Consider the following 25,220-nt stretch of genomic DNA (forward strand, 5'->3'; position numbering starts at 1 on the left):
GGCGTCGCTTCCGGTAGGGGGGCTTCATGATCATCGCGCTCACCGGACAGAAGGGTGGGATCGGCAAGAGCACCACGGCGGTGAGCCTCGCCGTGGCGGCGCTCGCGCGGGGGCAGCGCGTGCTCCTCGTGGACGCCGATCCGCAAGGCACAACGCGCACGTGGGGCGAGGTCGCGAGCGAAGCGGGGCACAAGGCGCCGACGATCGTGGCCATGGGCGCGCAGATGCATCGTCCCGGCCAGCTCGACAGCGTCTCGCACGCGTACGACCTGACGATCATCGACTGCCCGCCGCGCCACGGAGAGATCTCCCGATCGGCGCTCATGGTCGCGGACGTCGCCGTCTTTCCCTGCGGCCCGACCGCGGCGGATGCCTGGGCGCTGACGGCCGCGATCGAGGTGTTCCAGGAGGCGCGCGCGCTGCGGGACCACCTCCGGGAGTTCGGGGGCGCAACTCCGCACGCGGAGCGGAGCCCCCGAGCGTTGAGCGGCTGCGTGCTGATCACGCGCAAGCAAGGCCGCACGGCGCTCGCCAAGAGCGCGCGCACCGCGCTCGAGACCTCGGGCCTGCCGGTCCTCGGCACCGAGCTCGGGTTTCGCGTGGCGTACCAGGAGGCGATCGCCGTGGGGAAGGGCGTCACCACGTACGCCCCGCGCGACGCCTCCGCGAAAGAGATTCACCAATTGCTCGACGAGCTCACGAGGTTCCACCATGGCCAAGAAGCAAGTCGCGGTTTCGCTCCGCAAGCCGCCGTCGCCTGAATCGATCGACGCATTCGTCAGCGGAGACGAGCCGCCCGCCGCCGCCGCCGCAGCGCCGAAGCGCGCGCGCCGCGCCCCGGCAAAAGCGGAGCGTGGGGGTTTGGGGGCGCAGCTCGGCTCGTCCGAGCGGAGCGAGGCCACGCCCGTCCCGGAGGACGTCACGCCCGTCCCGGAGGGCGTCACGCCCGTCCCGGAGAGCGCCGTCGTCGCCGTCGCGGCCCGCGCCGAAGCGCCGGCCGCGCCCGCGGCTGCGCCTGTCGAGCCCGTCGCCGCGACCGAGCCTGCTGCGCCTTCGCCGCTGCCCGAGCCGACGGTCGTGGGCGGCGTGCCGCTGCGCCCCGTCACGATTTACCTGACGCCGGAGCTCGCCGAGCGCCTCACGATCCATTGCATTCAGCACGATCGGGATCTCAGCAACGTCATCGGCGAGGCCCTCACGAATCACCTCGCGCCGCGCCTCGGCGCCGGCACGGCCGAAGCCGCCGCCGCGCCCGGGGACGCCCGGCCGCCGCGTCCCTCGCCGTTCTGGGGCCAGGCGCCCTTCCCGCACGTGGAATGGCCTCCCCGCCGCTTCGGGCAGATCGTGGAGATCGGCCGTATCCTGCTCGACGTCGTGCGTCGGCGCGGCTACGCCGCGACCGCATAGTCCCGCGTGCTACGAAATTCCGTCCCTCGCGGGGGCTCCCCGCCAGCCGGGGAAATCTTGCACAGCGGTTGAAAGCGCCCCCCTTTGCGCCGAACATGACCGCTCGGCGGCGGCCCCCCGTCGCCGTGACTTCGTTACGCGACTCTCAACCCTTGGTGGCTCGAACTCGGACGTGCCGAGCGACGCCCCAAATCCCCTTCCTGAGGAGCTTCTTCCCATGCGAATGAGCCGAGTGGGTCTTCTGTCGTTGTCTCTCTTCACGCTGTTTGCGCTCGGTTGCTCCGGGGATGCCGGTCCGCAGGGGCCCGCGGGACAGCCGGGTGAGGAGGGTCCGAGCGCGGACCCGAGCATCAGCGCCATCACGCCGGGCAAGGCGTTCATCTCGCGCCGCGCGGACGTCACGATCAGCGGCTTCAACACGAGCTGGACCGACGGCGCGTCGATCGACTTCGGGCCGGGCATCACGATCGTCGAAAAGAAGATCGCGAGCCCCACGGCGATCGTCGCGACGATCGAGATCGACGCCTCGGCCGCGGCCGGCCCGCGCGACGTGAACGTCACCGAGGGCGACACGAAGGTCACCTACGCGGGCGCGTTCTCCCTCGACGCGCCGCTCGAAGTGTCGTTCCTCGGCACGCAGGCGCAGGGCTCGATCCTCGTCGCGACCGCCAAGCAGCGGGACCTCTCGACGCCGTTCGACCTGACGACCACCGGCGACGGGTTCTTCGAGCCGCTCGTCTACACGAACCTCGCGGTCTCCAGCTCGGCCGGCGTCACCGGCGGCGTCGAGGGCGCGCAGCTCTACGGTGCCGATCTCACGATCTTCACCGACGTGACCGCGGCCGCCGGAACGGCGGACGTCACGGTCGCCAGCGGCCCGCCTGGCGAGGAGATCCTCTCGCCCGCGCCGGGGAGCTTGCAGATCGCGGCGCGCCAGCCGACCGCGCTCACGCCGGCCATGATCCTCAGCAGCACGATCGATCAGCCGTTCGCCACGGTGCTCTACCAGTACACGCCCACGAGCGCGGGGAAGGTCATCACCGTCGAGGCGCTGCCCGACTCGCCCGACGCGTCGCCCGCCTTCGCGGTGCTGCCGGCGAGCGGCAAGTTCGCCGACCTGATCACGTTCGCCGAGGCGCCCACGGTCGAGGCCGGCTCGGAGCCGATCTACTTCATCTACTGGGACAACACGGGCACGTCGGGCTACGGCATCAACGTGTCGGTCACGGAGATCGTCCCGGCGGAGGTCGAGCCGAACAACGCCTGCGGCGAGGCGCAGCAGGTGGCGTCGCTGCCGGCGGAGCTCGAGGCGTTCAAGATGGCGGACAAGGACGACCAGGACTGGCTCGTCATCGACGCCGTGGAGGCGGACGTGGGCAAGGTCATCCACGTCGTCACCTCGCCGGGCGAGGCGCAGACGGACACGGTCGTCGAGGTCGTGGGCTCGGACTGCACGACGTCGCTCGGCGTGAGCGAGGACTCGAACTACCACGAGGACTTCACGAGCGACCCGATCCCGGCGCCCGGGAAGTACTTCGTCAAGGTGACGAACTCGACGTACGGCTACTCCGGCGCGCTCTACAACCTCTCGATCACGATCGAGTGATCCGAGGCGGAGGGGAGCGCGCGGCGCGCCCGCGTGCTCCCCGCCGTCCCCGCCCATTTCCCGGAAAAACCTCCTCTGCGAGCCGAAGGCCTTGACGCATGTGCGGGCCTTGGGAAAACTCTCGCGCGCTCCAAAGGAGGAGGGAACAGATGACCACGCAAGAACCGTCGAAGCCGGCCCCGGCGAGCTGGCCCCGCATTTCGTGCTCGCTGTACTACGAGGATTCGAGGGCCGCGATCGACTGGCTCTGCCGCGCCTTCGGCTTCCAGGTGCGGCTGCTCGTCGAGGGGAACAACGGGTCGGTCGAGCATTCGGAGCTCGTGTACGGCGAGGGGCTCATCATGGTGGGTCATCCCAAACCGGAGAAGTTTCCGTACATGAGGGCCCCGAGCCAGATCGGCGGCGCGAACACGCAGAACATCCTGGTGTACGTCGACGACGTGGAGGCCCACTGTGCGCGGGCCCGGGCCGCGGGCGCGAGGATCGTCAAGGAGCCCGAGACCGTCGATTACGGCGAGGAATACTGGTCGGATCGCGGATACGAGTGTGTGGACCTCGGCGGCCACCACTGGTGGTTTTACCAGCGGCTCCGCGACCCGAAGACGACCTGATCGTCAGGGGTTTTTCAGCTCGATCGCGCTCTCCCCGGCGCCCGCCGGGACCTTGACCCACGCCGAGCGCGTCTCCGCCTCGTAATAATAGCCCGAGGGGGCCGCATCGAACGCGGCCCGCGTGGCGTGTTTCGTCGCCGCGCTGCCGGCGACCGTGACACTCCCCGGCTCCCCTTCCACGCGGACGCGGAGGAGCGTCTCCACGAGCGTCCGTGAAATCGACACGGACGACGCATTCGCGGTCGCGGACGCCTTCACGACGGTGACCACGTCATCGGTGTCGTGCAGGGAGAAGCTCGTCGACGTCGCGTCCGGGAACACGAGCAGCGTCAGCTTGCCCGCGGAGGCGGCATTGCCGAGCCCGGTGACGTCGTCGGCGACGTGCATCGGCACGATCGCGCCGGACCGGAAATAGAGCGGCACCTTCTGCAGATCGGTCGAGAAGTCGACGGGCACCGTCGTCCCGCCTTCGATCGGCGCGGCCGAGGGCGACCAGAAATCATAATAACGCACCCCCGCCGGGAGCACGACGTCCCGCTTGCCCGTGCCGTCGAGCAGCGGCGCGACGAAGAGGGCGTCGCCGATCGCATACCGATAATCCCCGGCCCAGCTCGCCTCTTCGCCCACGGGCCGCACGGGGACCGCGGCCCCGGCATACGCCTCCTCGGAGAGGCTGTACCAGAAGGGGACGAGCTCGTGGTGGAGCTTCGACCAGAATCGATAGATGTCCGCGATCTCGGTCCCATTTTGCGGCACGGTCCAGGGCGTGATGTTCGCGCGGCCGTGGAGCTGCATGAACGGCGAGAGCGCGCCGATCGCGGTCCAGCGCGCGAAATTCACGGGGTCGAGCGGGATCTGCTCGCCGAGGAGGTCCTTGTCGTCCCGATCGAGATAACCGCCGATGTCGGACCCGAGGACGACGTACCCCGCGGCGGCCGAGCGGAACGTGTGATCGAGCGCGTCTTCGAGGCCCACCCAATCGCGGCGGTTGTCGCCCATCCACGCGACGGGCGCGTGCTCCTTGCGGGCGAAGAACCGGCCCTTGAAATCGTACGACTCGTCCCAGGCGCGGACCATCGTGACGAACTCGGGCCCGCGCCGCGAAACGCCGTAGGCCAGGAAATCCTGGTAATAGGCCTCCGAGTATTCCTGGTGCGGGACGGGCCCCGCGGCCGTCGTGACCGTGTCGAGGCGGACGTAGCTGTCGCCGAAATCGATCTTCCAGCCGTCGATGCCCATGTCGAGCACGGCATTCTGCTGCTCGTGCCACCACGCCCGCGCCGACGGGTTCATGAAATCGACCGCCGCGCCCGTGCCTTTCCACCACGCCCATCGCGACGAGTCCTCGACGAAATATCCGCACGTTTCACCTTCTGCGAGGTTCGGCGAGGCGCCCACGTACCCGTCGCCCCCCTCTTCGAGGTCGTACGAGACGGCGTTCACGAGGTTCGTGATCCACAGGACGACGCGCACGCCGTCCGCGTGCATGTCCGCCACCATCTTGCCGAAATCGGGGTACCGCGTGGGATTGGGGATGAACGTGTTGTAATGGGTCTCCCACGGGCTATCGAGGACCACGGCGCCGACGGGGATGTCGCGCTCGCGGAAGCCCTCGACGAAGGCATACGTGTCCGGGCCGTCCGAGATGTCCTTCGAGATCCAGGGCTCGAAGGCCCAGCGCGGCGTGTGGGGCGTGGGCTCGGGCAGATTCTCGGCGGGCCGGATGCAAGGGTCGGCCGGATCCGGGGGCGGTGGAGCCACATCCTCCGGGCACCCGAGGAGCGCGAGGAGCGACAAAGGCAGAACACGGAGCGGGAGCGAAAGCATTCTCATTCTGCGAACCTATCGCGGCTCGTCCGCCCCTGTCACGCTCGTCTCGAAGGGGACGTTCGGCATCCACAGGAGCGTATGCGGTTCCCCTCTTCCGCCCCACCTCGACCGCCGGATGCCCTCCACAAGCCAGGAGGTGAGCACATGGGGAAGGGGCGGCTTGCCGGGGCGACGTTGCTCGCTACGTGCATGGCGGTGTCCATGGTGCCGATGGGATGCGGGGCGGGCGACGCGTACGCCGTCGTGCCCAAGGCCCCGACCGGCTCGCGCGTGGTGGATGGAGCGCTCGGACGCAAGGGACCCCCCCCGGCGTTCGTCCCAGGGACCCGGGGAAAACCTACCGGTTTGGAAATCTGTAACTTTGTGCATTTATCGCTTGACGCGGCGCCTCGGTTTGGCAAGGGTATTCGCAGTGGAGGATGTCCCCGCGCTCCGTGCGCAAACGCCTCGCGAGCACCCACCCGGCAGCACCGGGAGACGGGACCGGGGAAAAAAAAACCAGCCGGACCTCGCGGGGACCTCTCCTCCACGCTTTTTTCTGTGACTCGCTCTCATGGACCCACCTTCCAGGGACTCACCGTCCGTCCGTCGAAATCGTCACATCGAGCGAAGTTTTTACGTCACGAAATCTCGCCTCCGGTGAATACAGGTCATGAGCGCTGGTTCTGCCTCCCGCCATTCTGACCTCTTGGCTCGCGTCGTGGACCTGCGTCCCGACGTCGAGCGCTTCCTCGCCAGCCGCCGGAAGGGCCGCGAGGACGACGACAGCCTCGAAGACGAGGTGCAGGTCGTGATGACGGAGGCCATCGCGAGCGTGCCGAATTATCGCGAGGACGAAGGCGATCTGAAGTCATGGGTCCTCGGCATCGCCGCGAACATCGCGAAGCGCGCGGAACGGACGCGGCATCGGGACGCGTGCCTCACGACGGAGGACGGCGCCGTTTCGGTGCTCTCGCCGCTCGATTCCCCGGAGCGCCTCGCCCGGATGCATGAGCTGCGACGAAAGGTCGGGCTCGTGCTCCAGGCGATGCCGGAGCCGCTGTTCATCGTGCTCTACCTCGTTTGCATCGATGAAAAGTCACACCAGGAGGCGGCCGAGCTGCTCGAGATCACCGAAGAAGCCTCCCGCAAGCGCCTCCAGGACGCGCGCGCGTATGTCGAGAGGGAGAGCGGGATCAGCCGTGACGAGCTGCGCGTCGTGTTTCCGTTCTGCGTTGCGAGCGAAGAGGACGAGCGACGGGAGGGCGCCGCGGCGCTGGACAAGCTCTTCCCCTTCCTTTGGCGCGGCGGGGAGTTCCTGGTGGTGTGGATCATCGCGGCGCTCTCGTGGCCTTCGCCGTCGTTGCACACCGCGCGGGCGGGGCTCTCCGTGCCCGCGGTCCATGTGGCGACGGCCGAGAGCGCTCCCGCCGTGATCGAGATCGCGCCTGCGCCGCCTGTTGATGTCCCCGCGCACGCGCCCTCCTCCGCAAAGGAGAGCGCAAAGCCGCCCGCGGCTCGTCCGAAGCCCGCGGGGCCGGTCGAGACTGCACGCGGCGCCGCAGCCGCGACGACGGAGAAGCCCTTCCTCGACAAGGTCACGGACCTCGAATTCCGGCGTCGTTAGGGGTTCGTCGCATGGCCGCTCGGCCTCCTCAACGCCGCGCCGGCGGAGTACCCTGGCGCGGGATGCGTTCCCTCGTTGTCGTGGCCATCGCGCTTGTCGGCATCGCATCCTCCGCGGCCGCCGACGAGCCACGCGCCGCGCCTCCCGTTCCGCCGGACGCTCTCGCGGACGCAGCGACCCACGCGACGTTCGCGGCCCACGTCATCGATGGAGACGACGCGCGCGCAGCCGGCCGCAAGACGGCGGCCGCGAGGTCCTACGCCGCGGCGCTCGCGGTCCGTCATGACCCGTTGATCGCGGGCCGGCTCGGGGTGCTGCTCGTCGAGCTTGGTCGCCCCGTCGATGCGGCCGACCTCTTGCTCGACGCGATCCAGCGCGCATCGAGCGCGAGCTCCGACGAGCGACAGGGGTTCTTGAAGGCGTACGACGCGGCGCGCGCCGAGGTCGCGTGGATCGACGTCACGATCTCTCATGTCGGCGCCAAGCTCACGCTTGACAGCGAGCCGCGAAACAAGAGCGGGTTTTCAGCGCTCTCCATGTTCGTCACGCCGGGCGAGCATGAGCTCCGCGCGACGCTCGACGGGTACGAGCCTGCGGTGGTGATCTTCACGGCACGCAAGGGGGAGCAGAGGACGATCACGCTGACGCTGCGCGAGCTTCCGAAGCCGTTGCCGCCGCCGGAGCGGCTCTTGCGTCGGCGAGACGTCGATCGGGCCTACACCGTGGAGGAGCCGCGGGAGGACGAGTCTGCGCGGCGCGAGCCGATCGTCGGCGGTGTGGCCGGGCAGGAGAAGAAGCCTGGCTTGCGAGGGACGATCGGGGCGGGCCCCGTCGTCGTGTTTGGTGTCGCGTCGTGGAGCCCGGCCGTGGGCGGCGTGCTCGCGGGTAGTTTGAGGACCAACGAGCACGTGTCGATCGGCGTGGAAGGACGCGCCGCGTGGCTGACGTCGGGCGTGCAAGACGGGCAGATCAACGCGATGACGGCAGGCGGACTGCTCAACGCGTGTGGACACTACCGCTGGTTCTACGGTTGCCTGGTCGGGCACATCGGCGTGATCAACATCGAGTTCGAAGGGACCGGCTACAAGGAGCGCTCGCTCTCCTTCATGCAGCCCGGTGTTGGAGGCCGGATCGGTGCAAGGCTCAGCCTCGGCTCCTCCTTTTCCTTGCAGGCGGCAGCCGAGGCCATCGGGCTCGCCCGCGGCACGAAACTCATGGTTGGTCAAACGGTTTTGATCGATCAGCCGCCGGTGATGATCACGTCTCAGCTCCTTACAGGATGGGATTTCTGATGTTGCGACGAGCGCGTTTCTCCTTCTTCTTGATGGTGGGTCTGGGCATCGGGACGGGCGGTTGCTCGAGTTCGCCCTACGTGGGCGTGGGTGAGTGCGCTCCCGACCCCCTCATCCCCGATCCGTGGTGCATCCCCGACGCCGGCCCCGACGCCGCCGACGCCGGAACCGACGCCGATCAACTCATCGATCCCGGCACGCCAGCGCCGCAATCCTACTGCTCCGGCCGTTGCCTCCCCGAGCCGAGCGACGACTTCGCGGGGAGCTGGCCTCGCACGCCGATGCTCCTCTGGGTCGGCCCTCGCGCCCTCGCGCCGACGAACTGCGACGAGGCGCGCAAGGCCGCGGGCCTCCCCGAGGACGTCGTCTTCTTCGAGAAGTACCGCCGTTTCGCGGGTCTCATCGCTCCGCCCGCGGCGTGCGAGGCCTGCACGTGCGCCATGTCGGAAGGCACATGCACCGGGCTGCCCGCGGACCTCGAAGTCCGCGCGGGTACGTGCGCGGAGGACGACGCGTCGTCGCTCCCGTTCGGCGGGCCCGACGGCTGGGACGGCGCGTGCACGAGCGCGAACGCGTTGCCTTCGGGCGCGCAGTGCGGCGGCGAGCCGTGCGCGCAGTCCGTCCACGCCTCGCCGCTCCCCGGGCCGACGAGCGAGGCTTGCCCGATCAGCTCGACGCTGCCCGCGTTCACGAAGACGACGGACTGGGAGACCGCCGGCGTCGCGTGCGAGGCGAAGGAGATCGACGAGCCCTGCGACCCGTCGTTCTACCCATCCACGTACCGCTGCATGCACAACGCGCCGCTGCCGTGGCTCCAGTGCGTCGCCCTTGACGGCAACCACGAGATGTGCCCTGGCAACTACACGTTCGCGCGGTACGAGCTCTACGGCGAGCAGCCGAGCGACACGCGTGGCTGCACGGCCTGCGAGTGCGGCGGGACGCCGGTGGGGAGCGCGTGCTTGGGCACGTTGCGGCTCTACAGCGATGGCGCCTGCGCGGTGCCTGCGGATAACGTCGGCCTCTCCAGCTACGGCGAACAGTGCGTCAACGTGTACCCCGTCGGCCGTGCCCTCGGCGGCAAAGCCATCACGGACCTCGCGTACAGTCCCGGCATCTGCGCCTCCACGGGCGGCGATCCGACCGGGTCTGCCGAGCGTGACCCCGCGCAGGCCGTGACCTTCTGCTGTCGGTCGCCGTTCGACGACGAGCCCCCGCCGCCCAAGTAGCCGCGGGCCCGGCCCTCCCTCCCGCCGGGAAAAATCGACCCGACACACCTCACGAAATGGTTCCTCCTGCGAATATAGGGGGAGGACGAACCCATGGTCGCGCTGCCCTTCTCGCGCGTCGGGTCGATCGAGAGGTGATGATGACGAGACGTATTGCCATGCCCGAGCCGAGATTGCCGACGGCGTATGCGCGCCGGAGCGATGGTCGGCTCTACGTCAACAGCTTTTACCTTCGCGAGGGGGAGAACGGAGAGGCTGTGCGTTCCTGGTATGCGCTGACCCGTCGAGAATCGGAGCGATTCCTCGGAGACCTCGCAGAGCAGAAGCGGGTCGGTCTTCACCTCGTCGGCAGCGATCATCGTATCTATGTCCCCGAGGACAAGGTGGGCAATCGCCAACGTCGACGCGTCTTCCACGGAGCGCCGGCCGGCGACGAGCTGACAGCGCTGCTCATCGAGGAGATCCACAGGGTGGCCTCCGAGGTGGTCAGCCTCGCGCTGCGAGAAGTGCGGGCGCTCGGGCGCGGCGTGATCCCTATTCGACTTCTGCCATGAGGAGGGTGACTCTTGCGCGGCATAAGCTTACCGAGATCGGAGGGATCCCGTTCCCCGGTCACGCGATGTTGTCGGGCTTGAGATCCGGATACTCTGTGTAGAGTGGACTCAGAACGTCCGTATAAAGATACCCGAGCGCTCTCCCGAATCCCATGATGTATTCTTTTCTTTCGGGGGCCGAGCAGCTCGCGTGCACGAGGGCGGCTGCGTCGTGGAGCTTGAAATAGGCTTCGAGTGTGATCTTGTTCAGCTTTTCGGCCGTGTCTCGGTCCATTGTCTCCTCCTTTATAGGCAGTTGGCCTTCTCCATGCACGCTCGTAGGCAGCGGGTGAAGTGCGGTTCGTGAATCCCTTGGTCCAGTATCGTATCGGCACAGGATTCGATACAGCCCTGCTTGACCTTCTTGCACCGCTCCTTCTCGGCTTCCTCGTCGGCGGCATCCTTATAGGAAACGGCCGCGGCCACGACCAGGACCGCGACGCCCACGACGATCGTCACGCCGGACGCCGAGACGACGAGCGGGGCGAGTCGGATCAACTGGGAGATCACCGACACGTTCGCCAGGAGGCCTCGTGCAGGCAAGAGGCCGCCGCGCGAGATCAGCGCGTCGGGGTTTGGCGTGTAGCCCGCGTCCGCGATCGTCCGCAGCGCAGCCATCATGCACTGTTCGAGGCCGGCGTCGTCGAGCCGCGGACCTTTGGGCCTCACTTTGGAGACCTGGTTGTCGGTCAGCTCGACCTGAAAGTCGATCTCGTACGCATGGCGCCCGAGCCGCCCTGCGTGCTTCTCCGCGCACGCTTGAAGTGCGCGGACGGTGCTCGCCGGGAGCGAACCCTCGGTCGGGGGCGCGCGCACGGCGGCGTACTCGTCGCTCGCCCCGCATCCCATCGGCACCCAACACGCTGCCATGCACGTAGCGAACAACGTCGCGCCGGCAAGCCGCCCCTTCCCCATGAGCTCACCCCCTCGCTGGGGAAGCAGCGTATCGGACCGTACGCGCTGGGTGGAAGCGGAGAAGAGGCGCGTCGACGGCCTCGGGCGGGGGGTTTCGGAGCTCTCCGGCGCCTGTCGACGACCCCGGGAGGGGGGTTTCCGAGCCCTGGCGCGCCTGTCCGCGCCCTCCGGGAGGGGTTTTTCAGCCTCCGGTGGCTCCTGCCGGGGCGGGCTCGGGCTTCTTCTTGCCTCGGCCGCCTGCGCGGGTGCGAACGACGCTGAAGAGCGAGGGGAAGGTCTTCTCCGGTGCGGGCTCGTGGCGCAGGAGCCACCGGCCGGTGGCGGCGACTTCCTCGTAGGTATCGAGCAAGAGCGTGAATGCGCGAGCGAGGTGATCGGCAGCCGCGCGCGCCTCCGGGCCGAGCCGCGCGCCCAGCGTGGCGAGGATCTCCTCCGCGGCCTTTACGGCGTCGTCGGCGTCGGTCGAACGGAAGTGCTTCGTATCGGCGGAGAGCGCGCCGTAATGGTCGCGATACACGCTGGCATAACCGAGCAGATCCGCGGCGAGGTCGCGGTGGCCCGTGCCCCCGCGCAGCATGGCGAGGTAGGGGCCGACCTCGGGGTGATCATTCAAATGGTACTCGCAACAGGCCTGCATGCGGGCTTCGATGGCCAGGGCCTTTTGCACGAGCTCGACCGGGAGCTTCGCCTCCGTGGAGAGGGCGCGCGCCTTTTGATCCTCGGTCGCGGCATACCAGCACGCCCAGGCGGCCGTGGGGAGCAGCTCGACGAGGCTCGCGTCGAATTCGCTCGCGGGGAGGGTCTTGTAGCGCGAGAGGAGCTTTGGCTCGCTCGCCCGCGCGGACAATCCGAGCGCCGCGACCGCGACGAGGCCCGCGTCGGCATTGACGACGGAGAGGAATTCAGCCGGCATGGCCTTGTAGCGAGGGAGAAGCGCGTCGAAGGCTTGCTTACCCTGGATGGGATCGAATGAGGGGCTGCTCATGCGCGGTATGGGACCACAGGAGGAGAGGCACGCGCAAGAGGAGAAGGGTGTGGATGCACTGTGGGGGCAGACACGGCATGCGTTGACAGAGGCCGGTGTTCCTGGTCGCATTCTGGCAATGACGGGCCCGCGTGTGCGTACCTTCCTGTCCCTCGGGCTTCTCGGTTGCGCGACGTTGGCGCTCGTGCCGCTCGGCTGCGGGGCCAAGATCACGTACCCGGCGGCGAGCGAGGGCCCGCGCGTGCCGGACGCGACCGCAGAGCGCCTGCGAGAGTGCGTGGATGAGTTCGGTGGCGACCTTCCGCGGGGGTACTACGTGTTCGACGTCGCGGTGAAGGTCGACGAAGAGGGCCGTGGGGTCGATGTGGCGTCGAAGGGCGTGCCCCACGCGGATCTCGCGGGGTGCATGCGGATCGCGCTGCGAGGCATGACCGTGCCGGAGGATCTGCTCCGCCTGCGCAAGCTACGCCTGTCCGCGTCGCCCGCGCCTGCGAACGAGCAGACGGCGGCCGAGCGTGCGCTCGTCGGCAACCCCGGGGTGCTCGTGGCTGTGGCGGTCGTGCTCGCCGACCTCATCATCGAAGCAGCCCCCATCGTCATCGTGATCGCCGCGTCGGTGGAGCTTGGCAAGTCGGATATTGCGACGAAGTATCGGCAGGAGGACGATGACGACGACCCGTGTCAAGAGCATCTGAACGCTTGCCTGAACAAGCGCCTGGCGGACAGACCGGGTAGCGTCATTGGAGAAACGAGATGCAAGATGTGCTTCGACAGGTGTCGAGGGGAGAAAGAGTGGCCCAAATTTATTCCGCTGACGCGCGGCAAGGGATCCTGCGAGTATTGGTTGCCCGGATGGCCGCGGTAGGAAGAGCATGACGACAGAAGACGAAAGAATTGAATATATTTTCCAGGATTTTGCAAAAGTGAGCGGCGCTCTCTTGGTTAAATCTTTGAAGCGAACTCGTAGCTTCGCCGAGGCCGTTGACGATTACTGTCGGCTCGAGGCGGAGTTCGTGGCGCGCATGGGCGACAGTGAGTTCGGCGTGCTCGAAACAAGGCGCCGCATCGCCGAAGATATCATCAGGCTGACAGAATCAAAGCACCCCCCCTTCCAGACCTGTCGGGACGCTTGGAACGCACGCGTTCTCCTCGGTTTCACGGACATTGATATCGAATGCAGGATGACGTGGTTCTTTGCGGAGTGCTGTCGCTACGACGAGAACCCCGAGGAGGGGCTCGCCGTGCTCTTGCCGCTCATCGCCGAGCTCGAGCGAGGGCTCGAAGAAGCGAGGGCGACGCAGAGCGACACGGATTTTCACGAATACCACCTCGAACCTCTGCGGAAGCTCCGTGACGTTCTCCTGGCCCAACGAAGGGGCGAGCAAATCCCGGGGAAGAGGACGCGTCGGATCGACGAGGAAGATCAAACCCCGTGAGCGCCCCTCTGCGCATCCGCCCCTCCTGAGCGGCGAGCCCGAAATGCGGCCCGTCCGCCCCTGTCACTCGCTTCGGCACCCACGGCCTTGTTCCTGCGTGTATGGTATGCTCGGGAACGATGCCTCCCCCCGCGTCGGTCGACATCCTCGCCCCCGGATTCAAGGCGAATCCATTCCCATTCTACGCCCGCCTCCGGGCCGAGGCGCCCGTCTTTCCCACGAAGCTCGAGGACGGGCGCACGGCCTTTCTCGTCACCCGATACGACGACGTCGTGGCCGTCCTCAAGGACCCGCGCTTCGCCAAGGACCGCAGCGCCGTCCTCACCCCGGATCAGCAGGCAAAGCAGCCGTGGGTCCCCGACTTCGTGAAGCCCCTCGAGCGCAACATGCTCGACGTCGACGAGCCCGATCACCGTCGCCTGCGGAACCTCGTCCACCAGGTGTTCACCCCGCGCATGGTCGAGGACATGCGCGAACGCGTGCAGCGAATCGCCGACGATCTCCTCGCGAAGGTCGCGGCGCGCGGCCGCATGGACCTCGTGCGTGATTACGCGCTCCCGCTGCCGCTCACCGTGATCGCCGAGCTGCTCGGCATCCCCTCCGAGGCTCGTCCGAGGTTTCATCGCTTCTCGAAGGCGCTGATGGAGACCACCTCGAACATGAAGATGCTGCTCGCGCTCCCGCACTTTTACTTCATGCTGCGATATCTCCGCGCGCTCATCGCCGAGAAACGCGCGCGGCCCCGGGACGATCTCCTGAGCGCCCTCGCGCAGGCGGAGGAGGAAGGCAGCCACCTCAGCGAGAACGAGCTGCTCGCGATGATCATCCTTTTGACCGTCGCCGGGCACGAGACCACGGTGAACCTCATCGCGTCCGGCACGCTCGCGCTCTTGCAACACCCTGGCGAGCTCGATCGGCTTCGCCAGGATCCGTCGCTGATCAAATCGGCCATCGAGGAGCTGCTCAGGTTCACGAGCCCCGTCGAGATGGCGACCGAGCGATATACCCGCGAGGACGTCGAGTTCGCCGGCGTCAGGCTCCCCCGCGGCTCGCTCGTGCTCGTGGTCCTCGCGTCCGCGAACCGCGACGCCTCGCAGTTCGTGAACCCGGACCAACTCGACCTCACGCGCGACCCGAACCGCCACGTCGCCTTCGGCCAGGGCATCCATTATTGCCTCGGCGCGCCGCTCGCGCGGCTCGAAGGCCAGATCGCGCTCGCCACGCTCCTGCGCACGCTGCCCGATCTCCGCCTCGCCGCGGCCCCGCACACCCTGCGCTGGCGCCCCACGTACATCGTGCGTGGGCTCGAAGCGCTCCCCGTCGCATTCTAGCCGCTAGAAACACGAAACCCCCTCCCATCACGCAGATGAGAGGGGGTTTTGGGGTCACGCGCGGGCGCGTTTTACTGCTTGTCGCCCTTGTCGCCCTTGCCCTTCGGCTGCAACGCCGAGAGGTCCTCGGCGATGATCGCCTTCGGGTTCATGATCTCGAAGAAGGCGCGTTTCGCCATCTCGCCCGTCTCGCCCTGCTCCTGACGGAGCGCCATCAGGACGCCGCGCTCCTTCATGAACTTGAGCGTCTGGATCGCGCCCTTCTTCCGCGCCGCGTCGCCCGTCTTCGCGTCCTGCCAGAGGCGGTAACGCAGGACGACGCGCGTCTCGGAGTGCGGGCCGTTGTCGAACTTGAGGTTGTCGAACTGCGACTGCAGGCGCTGACGCGACCACTCCTGCGGCACGTCCGCCACCTTGATGCGCGCGATCGCCTCGGCGTTCGACACCCAGCGGTAGATGTTGCCGCGCTTGAAGTCCTCGTCCGACCAGTAGCCGAACGCCCGGAAGTAGTGGTCCTTGAGGTCGTTCAGCGCGTCGGGGCCGAAGTCGCCGTACATCGCGACCGTGCGGGCCGCCGTGTCCGTCGAGCCGCCGAGGATCAACGCGAGCGCCGCCGCGTTACGGATCTCCGGGTTCTGCAGCTTCTCGAAGAGCTTCGCCTCCGTCGCCTGATCGAAGCCGCCGATGCCGATCGCGCGGGCGTAGGCCATGCGCAGGCCGATGTCGAGCTCGGGCGTGAGCAGGTCCGCGAGCTCCGGCGCGATCGTCGGCACGGGCTTGAGCGAGAGCGTCGAGGCGTAACAAGCGCCGATGAGCTGCTTGCGCGGCTCCTTCTTCGCCCCGTACTCCTTCGCCTTCTTCGCGACCTCGCTCATCGTCTTGTCGTCGGCGCACCAAGCGAGCGCGTCACAGGCGGCCGCGCGCGCCTCCTCGTGCCACGACTCGTCCTCGATGAGCTCCATCAGCGGCTTCGAGGCGCGGTTGTCGCCCCACTGCCCGAGGCCCTGCGCCGCGCCGTAGCCCACCGCGCGGAGCGCCATGCCGAGCATCGCCAGGCCCGCGCCGTTCAGCGCCTCCTGCGTGATGTCCATCTTCTTGTCGGGCTTGCGCTTGAACTGCTCGAGCAGCTTCGGGAACGCCGACTCGTCCTTCATCAGGCCGACGTAACGGAGCGCGCTCTGCGCCGTCTCGAAGGCCGTGGGGAAGGGAGGCTGCGCGCCCTCCTTCGGCAGCGGATCCTTCGGGAACGCCCAGTCGCGCAGGTCGTTCTTGATCTTCTCGCTCTGCACGGCGGCGAGGAAACGCAGGCCGTTCGCGTGCGGCTGCGGGCGGTCCTTGATCCAGTAGATCACGCCGTCCTCGGCCGCAGCCTTGAGCTCGTCCTTCTTGTCGGGGTGGATCAACGCGAGATCCGCGAGCATGCGGGTCGCGACCACGCGCGGCAGATCCGTGCGCGAGAGATGGCCGCCCTCGTCGGCCTCCCAGAACCGCTCCTGCGCGTAGAGCTTCGCGGGCTCGACGCGCATGCGCTCGCCGAGGTACTTCGCCGCGCGGACGTCGCCGACCTCGGCGAGCCGCGTGCCGGCCTCGCCCTGCCAGTGCAGCGTGGGCTTCGAGCCGTCGAGCCACTTCACGAGCGAGTCGCCGACGCGCGGATCGGCGATGTCCTTCATCATCTCGAAGAGCTGCTTCGTCTGGAACCACTCGCTCTCGGGCGGATCCTTCTTCACGCTGGCGAGCGCGAGCACGAGGCCCTCGCCGCCGATGCCGTCGCGCAGCGCCTCCAGGAACTTCTGCCGGTTCTCCTTGCTGGAGCTGCTGAGCGCCGAGAGCAAAGGAGCGCGCGCGGTCTCGTCGCCGATCTTGCCGAGGCCCGTGGCGGCCTCGCGGCCGACCTCGGAGTCGGGATCCTTCACGAGCTGAATGAGCGTCTGCGTCCACTTCGCGTTCGCGTCGCGCGAGAGCAGCGTGGCCACGAGCTGGCGCACCGACGGGCTCTGATCGTTCGCGAGCTTGGCGAACTCGTCGAGCGGCACGAGGGCCGCGAGCCGCTCCGGATCAAACGCGGTGCCGCCGCCGAGGCGCTCGACCTTCGACAGGAAGCCCTTCCTGTACTGGTCCATCGCGTCCTTGAAGACCTGCGGCTCCTTCAGCATGACGAGGGCCCACACGATCTGCGGCTTGTCGCTGTCGTCGGCCTCCTGCAGCGCCTTGAGCAGCGCCGCCTTACCGGCGTCGCCCTTCGGCGATCCGTAGTAGGCGAGCACCTGCGCGGAGACGCCCTTCACGCGGTGATCGGGCTGATCGAGCGCCTTGATCGCGTTCGTCACGCCCTCGGGATCCTCGGCGTAGGCGAGCTGGATCAGCGCCTCTTGCTGCAGGGACCACTCGTTCGGGTTCGCGGCCCACGTGCGCCAGCGCGGGATCTGGTCCTTCACGGGCAGGACGAAGATGTTCTTCTTCTCCTTGACGACCTGCTCGACCGTCATCTTCTCCTGGCCCTGCTTGATGCCGAAGAAGAGCGCGGCTGCGCCGCCGGCGACGATGAGCAGCGCCACGATGATCGTGACGGGATTGAAGCGGCCCTTCTTGAAGTCGCCGTCGCCGAAGTCGGCACCGCCGCCGCCGCCGCCGGTGGGCGCGGGGGGCACGGCGCCGCCGTCGGGCGTGCCGCCGGGCAGATCGGCGTCGTCCGGCGGCCACTTGGCGAGGTCGAGCCGATCGGGCGTTCGGAGCCTTCGCTTGATGGGTTTCGCTGTGCCCCCGAGGCCCTGGGGAGGAGGCTTTGGTCCGTTGGGAAGAGGAGACGGTTCGGGCTGTGGATTCGGACGATCGAGCATGGTTCCTCCCCGCGTCGCTCTCGTGCGACCGGCGGAGCGGCGGCGCCGCTTTGCGGGGAGCGAACATACCAGGGGACGCCTTTCGGGCGCAGCCGCAAAGAACTTGCTAAGGAGAACGGGTGCCGACGCCCGCCTCCGCCTCTTCCGACGGCAAAGTTCGCTCCTGGGTGTTCGCGGGCCTCCTCGGCCTGGGCGCGCTCGGGGTGCTTTCTCTGCTGCCGCGGGTCGTCGGCGGGGGGAGCCCGTTCGAGGGCAAGCCGGCGCCCGACGCGGTCTTCGCGGTCGCGGCGAACGGCGATCCCGGGGCGCGCATGCAGATCGAGAGCCTCAAGGGCCACCCGGTGGTCCTGGACTTCTGGGCGACCTGGTGTGGCCCGTGCGCCGCGCAGGCCCCGATCCTCGACCGCATCGCGCGGAGGTACGAGAAGCAGGGCCTCATCGTGCTCGGCGTGAACGCGCACGACCCGCCCGCGAAGGCGAAGAGCTACGCGGAAAAGAAGGGACTCTCGTATCCCATCGTGATCGACGCGGGCCAGGAAGCGGCGCAAGCGTACGACGTGCAGAACCTGCCGAGCCTCGTGGTGATCGATCGCGAGGGCCGCGTCGTTCGGTACATGACGGGCCTCGTGGACGAGGCTTCGCTCGACGAGATCGTCGCGGCGACGCTGTAGCTCAAGCGGCCGACGTCGCGTCCGCGGCCTCGCCGAGCACGCCCGCCGGGGGCTTCTCCTCGGCGCCCTCGGCATGCGCGACCTCGCGGCGATGTTTCGCCCACTGGTGCGCGAGGAACCGCTCCACGGCGGCGAGCGCGTGCCCCGTGCGCTCCGAGGGGAACACCTCGAAGGCGTGCTGCGCGCCCGGCAGCTCCGCGTAGAGCACCGGCGCGCGGCTGTGGGCGCGCAAGAGCTCCACGAAGAGCCGCGCCTCCTGCACGGGCACGAGCGAGTCGCGATCGCCGTGCACCACGAAGAACGGCGGCGCGTCCTCGTGCACCAGGCTCATCGGCGAGGCCGCCTCGAACGCCGCGTGATCGTCGTCGAGCCGCTTCTTCATCACGCTCTTTTCGAGGATCGTCCGCAGCAGCGTACCCCGCCAGATCCCGCGCCGGTCCGTGAAATCGTAGACGCCGTAGAACGGCACGCAGGCTTGCACGCGCGTGTCCACGTCTTCGAAGCCCGGCTGGTAGCGTGGATCGTTCGGCGTGAGCGTGGCGAGCGCCGCGAGGTGACCGCCCGCCGAGCCGCCCGTGATCACGAGGAAGCTCGGGTCCGCCCCGTACGCCTTGCCGTGCTCGCGGATCCAGCGGATCGCGCTCTTCACGTCGATCAGGTGATCCGGGAACGTGAAGCGCGGCGAGAGCCGGTAGTTCGCCGACACCACGACCCACCCGTGCGCAGCGAGCCGGTACGCGAGGGGTTTGCCCTGGTCGTCCTTGCTGCCGATCACCCACGCCCCGCCGTGCACGAACAGGACCGTCGGGCGTGGCTTCGTGTTGCCGCGCGGCCGGTAGACGTCGAGCCGCAGGTTCACGCCGCCTGCGCGCGAGAAGACGATGTCGCGCACGATCTCCACGCGGCCGTCGAGCACCGGCAGCGGGAAGAGGCGCTGCCGCAGCGAGAAGTGATCGTCGACGTGCGCGCCGATCTCCTCGGGGATCACGCTTCGATACTCCGTGCCGAGCCCCTCGCGCAGCGCCGATTCCGTCACGTCGCGCGCCTTGCGTGCGTCGAACACGATCCGCACGAGCCCGATCCACGACAGCGACACGATGAACAGCGCGACCCAGCCGGGCCAGCCGTCGAGCCCGCCGGCCCACACGAAGAGCGCCGTCGCGACGACCTGCCAGAACAGGTGGTGCGCCGCGAGCTCGCCGGTCAGCCACGACGCGAAAAAACCTGCGCCGACCAGCGGCCAGAACTTCCGGGCGGGCCGGAGCGCGTTGAGCGTGAACATCGCTCCGACGGCCGCGGCCATCAGGAAGAGCACCGGCAGGGGGAGCAGGAAGGGCAGGGGCACGTCGCGTGGAAAATAACCGAGGCGCGTGGTGTTGTCCCGCGCCGAGACGGAAGGAAATGCGCCGTCGGGCGAGCAAGACGCCGCGTGGTATCTTGCGCCGCGATGAAGAAGACGATCGCGTTCGGAACGATCGGCGAGGTGCTCGTGCTCGTGCACGCCGATTCATCGCCGACCGATCCCGAGTGGAATGCCTACATCGATGCTTGGGAGGCCCACCACGCCACGCAAGGCCGCTCTCGTTTGCTCGTCTGCACCGAGGGCGGCGCGCCGAGCGCGGCCCAGCGCCACAGCCTCGACGAGCGCGTCCGTCGGTTCGGGCCCGACACCGCGCGTGCCGCGATCCTCAGCGAATCGCTCTTCGCGCGTGTCGTCACGAACACCTTGAGCGCGATGGAGCATGCGCGCGCGTCCCGCTTTTTGGGGCCGCTCGGCGAGAGCCAAGGGCCCGCGTCGTCCCGCGTGTATCGCATGTTCGCGCGCAGCGATCTCCGCCACGCGCTCGCCTGGCTCGACGTCTCCGCCAAGCGCGAGCCCGAGATCGTTCGTTGCATCGAGCAGCTCAAGGCCGCGATCGAGAACAGCGGCTGACCCTCACGCCCCCACGTCTTCGGCCACGCTCGCCACGACCGCGTGCTGGAACCGGAACGTCCGCGCCCGGTCGTACGTCCCCGTCAGGTTCAGCGCGATCTCGTCGAACGACGCGCAGCGCGCGCGCCGAAACCCTTCCTCGTAGAGCATAGGCAGCACGTGATCGACGCCGAAGACCACGGGCTCGCCCATCTCCGCGACGTTGTCGCGCGCCGCGATCGCCGACGCGTCGCGCACGTTTCCTTGGCCCATGCGTTTGCCCACGTGGTCGAAGAGGATCACCGAGTTCGGGTGGAGCTTTTCGGCGATGCGCCGCAGCGTCGCCCGGACGGCGGGTTCTTCCAGGTAATAGGTCACGCCTTCCCAGATCAGGAGGGCCGGCTGCTCTGCGAGAAACCCGCTCGAATCGAGCCGCTCCACGAAATCGTTCACCGCGAAATCGCAGGGCACGTACGTCGCATTCTCGAACGGATAGCCGGGCAGCGCGGAGAGACGCGCGAGTTTGTCCGCCTGCGTCGTCGGGTGATCCACCTCGAAGAACCGCACGCCCTTCTGCCCGAGCCGCGCCGCGCGGGTATCGAGCCCGGCGCCGAGCAGCACCACCTGGGTACACCCTCGCGCGAGCCAGCGCCGTGTCTCCTGATCGAACAGCGCCGTGCGCAGCGCCACGAAGAGCTCGATGTGCGGGTAGCCTTGCTCGTAACGCGCCGCGTCCTCGAACCCGCGGGGGCCTGCGAGCGCGCGGGCGAACGGATCGTCGCAGAGCGGCGTTTCTCGCTCCGTTGCTCGTGCTCGGAGGGCCGCCACCATCCTCGCCGTTCGGCTCGGCTGCTGCATCGCCTCAGAATGACAGGGCATGCCGCAGCGCGCAACGTTCACGTTTCAACCAGGACGGACCACATGTCGCGGAGATCCCTGTCGTGTAGGGATCCGACCGTGACAACCCTGCGCTGCGTCGGTCTTTGGGGACGACGTCCACGCCGAGGACGAACGGCTGGCGCGGGCCCTCGCCGTCCTCGAAGCCCCACGCCCTTCGAGATGCCGTAGGCTCGGACTTCATGCGCGCCGTCGCCTCGCCCCTCCTCCCGCTTTTCGCTCTTCTTTCCGCGTGTAGCGGCGGGCCTTCCGCGCCGCAGGAGCCGGCGAAGGCGCCCGTCGTCGAGGTAGGCGCGGGCCACGAGGCGCCGCCCGTGTCTGCGCAGGGACCCGAGGAGGACGGAGACGCCGAGCCGCGATCTGCGAACGACGCCGAGGCGCCCGACACTTGTATCGAGCACATGCGTGAAGGCCGGGGTTTGCCCGAGCGCGTGAAGGCCTCGCCCGAAGCGTCGCAATATGCCCAGACCCTCGCCGCCGAGCGAGCGGGCAACTTGGACCAGGCGAAGAAAGGGTACCTGAAGATCGTCCAGCAATACCCGGACTCGCCCTACATCCCGCTCGTTTATTTCGCGTTCGGCGAGCTCTTCTTCAAGGACGGCCAGAAGGACCCCATCAAGCTCGATTTCGCGGAGCAGTCGTACGACGAAGTGCTCAAATTCCCCATGCCGAACAACACCGCCTGGATCGCGGCGAACTTGCGGCTCGCCGAGGTCTACCGGCAAAACGGCGACCCCCCGAAGGCGCTGTCCGCGCTGAAGAAGGTCGCCGAGGCCGCGGCGAAAGAGCCGGGCGCGTCATGTGCAGCCTCGCTCGTCCCTCCTGCCCGCGCGCGCCTCGTCGCCGTGTACGCCGACGTGGGCAGGCCGAGCGCTGCGTTCGATTTCTTCAAGACGGCGAGCGGAAGCAACAAGGGCGACGAACGCACGACGGCCCTCGCCATGGTCGCTTCCCTCGCGGAGCTTTACGTCCAGCAGCAGAAGCACGACGACGCGGCGACGGCGTTGATCTCCGCGCATGCGAGGTTTTACGATACGGCGTATTGCCAGCGGGAGGGCCAGCTCGTCACGAAGCTCGGGCCCTCGCTCACGGCCACGCGCCGGGACCAGCTTGCCAGCGCGCACTCGGTCCATTGTATCGCGCAGTGAAATGTTTTACCGCGAAAGCTTCACCCACGCCGCCACCAGCACCTCGGCCGCCCGCGTGATCTCCGCCTCCGTCGTCCCTCGCCCGAGCGTCAATCGCACCGAGCCGATCGCCTCCTCCGGCTTCACGCCCATCGCGAGGAGCACGCTCGACGCCGACTCGTGCCCGTCGTGGCAAGCCGAACCCGTCGACGCCGCCACCTCCTCCGCCTGCGCGAGCAGCGCCGTCCCGCTCACCCGTGGGAAACGCACGTTCAACGTGTTCGGCAATCGCTTCTCGGGGTGCCCATTCAGCGCGAGCCCCGGCACCCGCTCGCGCAGCAGGACAAACAGATTGTCCCGTAAAACGCGCACCCGCGCGCCCTCCGCCGCGAGGTCCCGTTTTGCCGCCTTCGCCGCGACCCCGAGCCCCACGATCGATGGCACGTTCTCCGTCCCGGGCCGGATCCCCCGCTCGTGCCCTGCGCCCAGCATGAACGGCGCGATCGGCATGTCTTTCCGGATGAAGAGCGCGCCCACGCCCTTCGGCGCATAAAGCTTGTGCCCTGCGATCGACAGGAGATCCGCGCCGAGCTCGCCCACGTCGATCGGCACCTTGCCCACCGATTGCGCCGCGTCCGTGTGCACGACCGCGCCCGCGCGCCACGCGGCCCGCGTGATCTCTTCGATCGGCTGGAGCACGCCCGTCTCGTTGTTCGCGTGCATCACCGTGATCACGCCCGTCTCGTCCCCGAGCTTTGCGGCGACCTCCTCCGCGCGCACCCGCCCCTCCGCGTCGACGCCCACCACATCGACGCGATGCCCGCGCCGCGCGAGCCACGCGCAGAGCTTCGACGTCGCGGGGTGCTCGATCGACGACGTGATCAGGTGCGTTCGATCGGGCAGCGCCTCGGCCACGCCTCGGATCGCCAGGTTGTTCGCCTCGGTCCCGCCCGACGTGAAGACGAGCTCTTCCGGCGTGCAACAGATCAGCGCCGCCACCTCTGCGCGCGCCGCCTCGATCGCGGCCCGCGCGCGCCTCCCGTACACGTGGCTGCTCGAAGGATTGCCGAATCCGCCTCGCAGCCAGGGCAACATGGCGTCGACCACCTCGGGCAGGAGCGGCGTCGATGCGTTGTAGTCGAGGTAGATCGGATCGTCTGCGTGCACGATATCTGGCGGTACTCAGCCCCTGCCTTCGCGTCAAGCGCGCCTTTCGCCGTGGAGCCCGTGCGACCGCCTTGACGTGTCGCTCGTGCTCGTGCCTCCTGTCGTTATGGCCGCCGCGACCCGGCGCCTGCTTGATGGGGAGACACACGATGAAATCTCTTGGCATCCTTGGAATTCTGATCCTTTCGGCGACCTCCTTCCTCGCGTGTAGCAGCGGCGAAGGATCGAGCGGGAGCGAAAACACGCCGCCCGCGTCTTCGCTCGACGTCACGCCCTCGATCAGCGCGTGTGGCGGCTTCCTCGGCGCATCGGAGGGCGCGAAGATTCCGCCCTCCCCCGACCCGGCGACCTATTGCGAGGCCGAGCGCCTCCTCTGGAATTACGACGCCGCCACGCGCACGCTCGGCCTGCTCGACGCGCGTATCCAGCTCAATTGCTGCGGCCGGCACTCCATCGACGTCGCCGTCGAGGACGGCGTCCACGTCGTCACACAGACCGATGCCCCGGAAAAACTCGAGAACGGCGACGAGGCGCGTTGTGGCTGCATGTGTGTCTTCGATTATGCGGCTGACGTCGCGCCCGTCGAGAGCTCCACGATATCGATGCGCATCCTGCGCAACGTGACGGACCAGAAGCCGCCCGTCACGCTCGTATGGGAGGGCACCGTCGACCTCACGGCCGGCGCGGGCGAGGTCGTCCTCTCCACGGCGAGCGCCGAGCCTTGGTGCAGCAACAAGGAACCTTGATCCTCGGGGCTTCCCCGCGCGCGCGGCCTCGGTTATCCTTCGGCGCGAAAAGCGGTCCGGAGGGCAGATCATGGCGGAAAAGTACCGGCTGGTGACGCGGAGCGACTTCGACGGCCTCGTGTGCGCCGTCCTCTTGAAGAAGCTCGGCATCCTCGACGAAATCAAGTTCGTCCACCCGAAGGACATGCAGGACGGCAAGGTCCCCGTCACCGAGCGGGACATCACGACGAACCTCCCGTACGTCGAGGGGGTGCACCTCGCGTTTGATCACCACGCGAGCGAGACGCAGCGGGTCGGCAAGCGCGACAACCACATCATCGACCCCCACGCCCCCTCCGCCGCGCGTGTCGTCTGGCGCCATTATGGCGGCAAGGAGAAGTTCGCCGACATCCCCGACGAGATGATGGAGGCCGTCGACAAGGCCGACGCCGCGCAGTTTTCCCGCGACGAGATCCTCTCGCCGAAGGGCTGGGTCCTCCTCAACTACCTGATGGATGCGCGCACCGGCCTCGGTCGATTCCGGCAGTTCCGCATCTCGAACTACGACCTCATGATGCGCCTCATCGACGCGTGTCTGGAGTTATCCGTTGACGAGATCCTCCAGATGCCCGACGTGAAGGAGCGCGTCGACATGTATTTCGAGCACGAAGAGCGCTTCAAGGAGCAGATCCAACGCTGCTCCACGGTGCACAAGAACCTCGTCGTGCTCGACCTCCGGAACGAGGAGACGATCTGGGCGGGCAACCGTTTCATGATCTACGCGCTCCACCCCGAGACCAACATCTCGATCCACGTGATGTGGGGCCTCAAGAAGCAGAACACCGTCTTCGCCACCGGCAAATCGATCCTCGACCGGAGCAGCAAGACGAACGTCGGCGCGTTCATGCTCGAATACGGCGGCGGCGGCCACGAGGCGGCCGGCACCTGCCAGATCGACAACGACAAGGCCGACGAGGTGCTGAAGACCCTCATCGCCCGCATCAACGCCGACGGCTGATCGCCCCGCGGGTGATCGTCGTTCA

General features: G+C 68.0%; 24 protein-coding genes. 16 read left to right on the forward strand and 8 right to left on the reverse strand.

Features of this window, described 5'->3' with window-relative positions:
- Positions 1-26 precede the first annotated feature (26 nt).
- The 4 genes from QHF89_RS14740 (at position 27) to QHF89_RS14755 (ending at position 3,624) form a co-directional block, all read left to right on the forward strand.
- Positions 27-761 (forward strand): AAA family ATPase, encoded by a 735-nt coding sequence (locus QHF89_RS14740; RefSeq protein WP_136966839.1) that lies wholly within the window; start codon positions 27-29, stop codon positions 759-761.
- Positions 712-1,407: a hypothetical protein gene (locus QHF89_RS14745; protein WP_136966840.1), complete on the forward strand. Its 696-nt coding sequence runs from the start codon at positions 712-714 to the stop codon at positions 1,405-1,407. The genes QHF89_RS14740 and QHF89_RS14745 overlap by 50 nt, the downstream gene beginning before the upstream one ends.
- A gap of 217 nt (positions 1,408-1,624) precedes the next feature.
- The gene (locus QHF89_RS14750) at positions 1,625-3,013 is read left to right on the forward strand and encodes a hypothetical protein (protein WP_136966841.1); all 1,389 of its coding nucleotides are present in this window, start codon (positions 1,625-1,627) and stop codon (positions 3,011-3,013) included.
- 149 nt (positions 3,014-3,162) lie between these two features.
- Positions 3,163-3,624, forward strand: coding sequence for a VOC family protein (locus QHF89_RS14755; protein ID WP_136966842.1), 462 nt, complete (start codon positions 3,163-3,165; stop codon positions 3,622-3,624).
- A gap of 3 nt (positions 3,625-3,627) precedes the next feature.
- On the opposite strand, the gene QHF89_RS14760 is transcribed toward QHF89_RS14755, so the two are convergent.
- Complete coding sequence (locus QHF89_RS14760; protein WP_136966843.1) at positions 3,628-5,457, reverse strand: TIM-barrel domain-containing protein; 1,830 nt, start codon at positions 5,455-5,457, stop codon at positions 3,628-3,630.
- A 697-nt stretch (positions 5,458-6,154) separates the two neighbouring features.
- Between QHF89_RS14760 and QHF89_RS14765 the strand changes: the two genes are divergently transcribed.
- The 4 genes from QHF89_RS14765 to QHF89_RS14780 all read left to right on the forward strand — a co-directional run bounded on the left by QHF89_RS14765 (position 6,155) and on the right by QHF89_RS14780 (position 10,132).
- Entirely contained in the window at positions 6,155-7,060 is a 906-nt protein-coding gene (locus tag QHF89_RS14765; protein ID WP_284720492.1) for an RNA polymerase sigma factor, read from the forward strand.
- A gap of 62 nt (positions 7,061-7,122) precedes the next feature.
- Positions 7,123-8,352, forward strand: coding sequence for a peptidase associated/transthyretin-like domain-containing protein (locus tag QHF89_RS14770; protein ID WP_136966845.1), 1,230 nt, complete (start codon positions 7,123-7,125; stop codon positions 8,350-8,352).
- On the forward strand, positions 8,352-9,578 hold the full coding sequence (locus tag QHF89_RS14775; protein ID WP_136966846.1) for a hypothetical protein: 1,227 nt from the start codon (positions 8,352-8,354) through the stop codon (positions 9,576-9,578). Before QHF89_RS14770 ends, QHF89_RS14775 begins: the two co-directional genes overlap by 1 nt.
- Before the next feature lie 158 nt (positions 9,579-9,736).
- On the forward strand, positions 9,737-10,132 hold the full coding sequence (locus QHF89_RS14780; RefSeq protein WP_136966847.1) for a hypothetical protein: 396 nt from the start codon (positions 9,737-9,739) through the stop codon (positions 10,130-10,132).
- 58 nt (positions 10,133-10,190) lie between these two features.
- Here the strand turns inward: QHF89_RS14780 and QHF89_RS14785 are convergent, their stop codons facing one another.
- The 3 genes from QHF89_RS14785 to QHF89_RS14795 all read right to left on the reverse strand — a co-directional run bounded on the left by QHF89_RS14785 (position 10,191) and on the right by QHF89_RS14795 (position 12,071).
- A complete protein-coding gene (locus QHF89_RS14785) occupies positions 10,191-10,406 on the reverse strand; it encodes a hypothetical protein (RefSeq protein WP_136966848.1) in 216 nt (71 codons plus the stop codon).
- A gap of 11 nt (positions 10,407-10,417) precedes the next feature.
- Positions 10,418-11,041: a hypothetical protein gene (locus QHF89_RS14790; protein WP_136966849.1), complete on the reverse strand. Its 624-nt coding sequence runs from the start codon at positions 11,039-11,041 to the stop codon at positions 10,418-10,420.
- A gap of 226 nt (positions 11,042-11,267) precedes the next feature.
- Entirely contained in the window at positions 11,268-12,071 is an 804-nt protein-coding gene (locus QHF89_RS14795; RefSeq protein ID WP_136966850.1) for a hypothetical protein, read from the reverse strand.
- Between the two features lie 133 nt (positions 12,072-12,204).
- On the opposite strand from QHF89_RS14795, the gene QHF89_RS14800 reads away from it, so the two are divergent.
- The 3 genes from QHF89_RS14800 (at position 12,205) to QHF89_RS14810 (ending at position 14,838) form a co-directional block, all read left to right on the forward strand.
- Positions 12,205-12,936: a hypothetical protein gene (locus QHF89_RS14800; RefSeq protein WP_284720493.1), complete on the forward strand. Its 732-nt coding sequence runs from the start codon at positions 12,205-12,207 to the stop codon at positions 12,934-12,936.
- A 7-nt stretch (positions 12,937-12,943) separates the two neighbouring features.
- Positions 12,944-13,507, forward strand: a complete 564-nt coding sequence (locus tag QHF89_RS14805; protein ID WP_136966852.1) for a hypothetical protein — start codon at positions 12,944-12,946, stop codon at positions 13,505-13,507.
- A gap of 119 nt (positions 13,508-13,626) precedes the next feature.
- Positions 13,627-14,838, forward strand: a complete 1,212-nt coding sequence (locus tag QHF89_RS14810) for a cytochrome P450 family protein (protein WP_136966853.1) — start codon at positions 13,627-13,629, stop codon at positions 14,836-14,838.
- A 71-nt stretch (positions 14,839-14,909) separates the two neighbouring features.
- Here QHF89_RS14810 and QHF89_RS14815 read toward each other — a convergent pair whose 3' ends face one another.
- Entirely contained in the window at positions 14,910-17,678 is a 2,769-nt protein-coding gene (locus QHF89_RS14815; protein ID WP_136966854.1) for a HEAT repeat domain-containing protein, read from the reverse strand.
- Positions 17,679-17,797: 119 nt separating this feature from the next.
- Between QHF89_RS14815 and QHF89_RS14820 the strand changes: the two genes are divergently transcribed.
- Entirely contained in the window at positions 17,798-18,349 is a 552-nt protein-coding gene (locus tag QHF89_RS14820; protein WP_232379470.1) for a TlpA family protein disulfide reductase, read from the forward strand.
- 1 nt (position 18,350) lies between these two features.
- On the opposite strand, the gene QHF89_RS14825 is transcribed toward QHF89_RS14820, so the two are convergent.
- Complete coding sequence (locus tag QHF89_RS14825; RefSeq protein WP_136966855.1) at positions 18,351-19,694, reverse strand: alpha/beta hydrolase fold domain-containing protein; 1,344 nt, start codon at positions 19,692-19,694, stop codon at positions 18,351-18,353.
- A 102-nt stretch (positions 19,695-19,796) separates the two neighbouring features.
- Here QHF89_RS14825 and QHF89_RS14830 point away from each other — a divergent pair, with 102 nt between their 5' ends.
- On the forward strand, positions 19,797-20,282 hold the full coding sequence (locus QHF89_RS14830) for a hypothetical protein (protein ID WP_136966856.1): 486 nt from the start codon (positions 19,797-19,799) through the stop codon (positions 20,280-20,282).
- A 3-nt stretch (positions 20,283-20,285) separates the two neighbouring features.
- Here the strand turns inward: QHF89_RS14830 and QHF89_RS14835 are convergent, their stop codons facing one another.
- Positions 20,286-21,140 carry a class I SAM-dependent methyltransferase gene (locus tag QHF89_RS14835; protein ID WP_136966857.1) on the reverse strand — a complete coding sequence of 285 codons (855 nt, stop codon included), beginning with the start codon at positions 21,138-21,140 and terminating at the stop codon, positions 20,286-20,288.
- 200 nt (positions 21,141-21,340) lie between these two features.
- Here QHF89_RS14835 and QHF89_RS14840 point away from each other — a divergent pair, with 200 nt between their 5' ends.
- Entirely contained in the window at positions 21,341-22,306 is a 966-nt protein-coding gene (locus tag QHF89_RS14840; RefSeq protein ID WP_136966858.1) for a tetratricopeptide repeat protein, read from the forward strand.
- Positions 22,307-22,312: 6 nt separating this feature from the next.
- Here the strand turns inward: QHF89_RS14840 and QHF89_RS14845 are convergent, their stop codons facing one another.
- Positions 22,313-23,452 carry a cysteine desulfurase family protein gene (locus QHF89_RS14845; protein WP_136966859.1) on the reverse strand — a complete coding sequence of 380 codons (1,140 nt, stop codon included), beginning with the start codon at positions 23,450-23,452 and terminating at the stop codon, positions 22,313-22,315.
- Between the two features lie 149 nt (positions 23,453-23,601).
- Between QHF89_RS14845 and QHF89_RS14850 the strand changes: the two genes are divergently transcribed.
- Entirely contained in the window at positions 23,602-24,198 is a 597-nt protein-coding gene (locus QHF89_RS14850) for a hypothetical protein (RefSeq protein WP_136966860.1), read from the forward strand.
- Positions 24,199-24,268: 70 nt separating this feature from the next.
- Positions 24,269-25,195 carry a DHH family phosphoesterase gene (locus tag QHF89_RS14855; protein ID WP_136928695.1) on the forward strand — a complete coding sequence of 309 codons (927 nt, stop codon included), beginning with the start codon at positions 24,269-24,271 and terminating at the stop codon, positions 25,193-25,195.
- Positions 25,196-25,220 lie beyond the last annotated feature (25 nt).

Source organism: Polyangium sorediatum, assembly GCF_029946465.1.
Lineage (GTDB): Bacteria > Myxococcota_A > Polyangia > Polyangiales > Polyangiaceae > Polyangium > Polyangium fumosum.

What these genes read in the sequence shown, in the direction of transcription:
- QHF89_RS14740 (WP_136966839.1), top strand. Translation starts at nt 27, where the DNA reads ATGATCATCGCGCTCACCGGACAGAAGGGTGGGATCGGCAAGAGCACC.
- QHF89_RS14745 (WP_136966840.1), top strand. Translation starts at nt 712, where the DNA reads ATGGCCAAGAAGCAAGTCGCGGTTTCGCTCCGCAAGCCGCCGTCGCCT.
- QHF89_RS14750 (WP_136966841.1), top strand. Translation starts at nt 1,625, where the DNA reads ATGCGAATGAGCCGAGTGGGTCTTCTGTCGTTGTCTCTCTTCACGCTG.
- QHF89_RS14755 (WP_136966842.1), top strand. Translation starts at nt 3,163, where the DNA reads ATGACCACGCAAGAACCGTCGAAGCCGGCCCCGGCGAGCTGGCCCCGC.
- QHF89_RS14760 (WP_136966843.1), bottom strand. Translation starts at nt 5,457, where the DNA reads ATGAGAATGCTTTCGCTCCCGCTCCGTGTTCTGCCTTTGTCGCTCCTC.
- QHF89_RS14770 (WP_136966845.1), top strand. Translation starts at nt 7,123, where the DNA reads ATGCGTTCCCTCGTTGTCGTGGCCATCGCGCTTGTCGGCATCGCATCC.
- QHF89_RS14775 (WP_136966846.1), top strand. Translation starts at nt 8,352, where the DNA reads ATGTTGCGACGAGCGCGTTTCTCCTTCTTCTTGATGGTGGGTCTGGGC.
- QHF89_RS14780 (WP_136966847.1), top strand. Translation starts at nt 9,737, where the DNA reads ATGCCCGAGCCGAGATTGCCGACGGCGTATGCGCGCCGGAGCGATGGT.
- QHF89_RS14785 (WP_136966848.1), bottom strand. Translation starts at nt 10,406, where the DNA reads ATGGACCGAGACACGGCCGAAAAGCTGAACAAGATCACACTCGAAGCC.
- QHF89_RS14790 (WP_136966849.1), bottom strand. Translation starts at nt 11,041, where the DNA reads ATGGCAGCGTGTTGGGTGCCGATGGGATGCGGGGCGAGCGACGAGTAC.
- QHF89_RS14795 (WP_136966850.1), bottom strand. Translation starts at nt 12,071, where the DNA reads ATGAGCAGCCCCTCATTCGATCCCATCCAGGGTAAGCAAGCCTTCGAC.
- QHF89_RS14805 (WP_136966852.1), top strand. Translation starts at nt 12,944, where the DNA reads ATGACGACAGAAGACGAAAGAATTGAATATATTTTCCAGGATTTTGCA.
- QHF89_RS14810 (WP_136966853.1), top strand. Translation starts at nt 13,627, where the DNA reads ATGCCTCCCCCCGCGTCGGTCGACATCCTCGCCCCCGGATTCAAGGCG.
- QHF89_RS14815 (WP_136966854.1), bottom strand. Translation starts at nt 17,678, where the DNA reads ATGCTCGATCGTCCGAATCCACAGCCCGAACCGTCTCCTCTTCCCAAC.
- QHF89_RS14830 (WP_136966856.1), top strand. Translation starts at nt 19,797, where the DNA reads ATGAAGAAGACGATCGCGTTCGGAACGATCGGCGAGGTGCTCGTGCTC.
- QHF89_RS14835 (WP_136966857.1), bottom strand. Translation starts at nt 21,140, where the DNA reads ATGCCCTGTCATTCTGAGGCGATGCAGCAGCCGAGCCGAACGGCGAGG.
- QHF89_RS14840 (WP_136966858.1), top strand. Translation starts at nt 21,341, where the DNA reads ATGCGCGCCGTCGCCTCGCCCCTCCTCCCGCTTTTCGCTCTTCTTTCC.
- QHF89_RS14850 (WP_136966860.1), top strand. Translation starts at nt 23,602, where the DNA reads ATGAAATCTCTTGGCATCCTTGGAATTCTGATCCTTTCGGCGACCTCC.
- QHF89_RS14855 (WP_136928695.1), top strand. Translation starts at nt 24,269, where the DNA reads ATGGCGGAAAAGTACCGGCTGGTGACGCGGAGCGACTTCGACGGCCTC.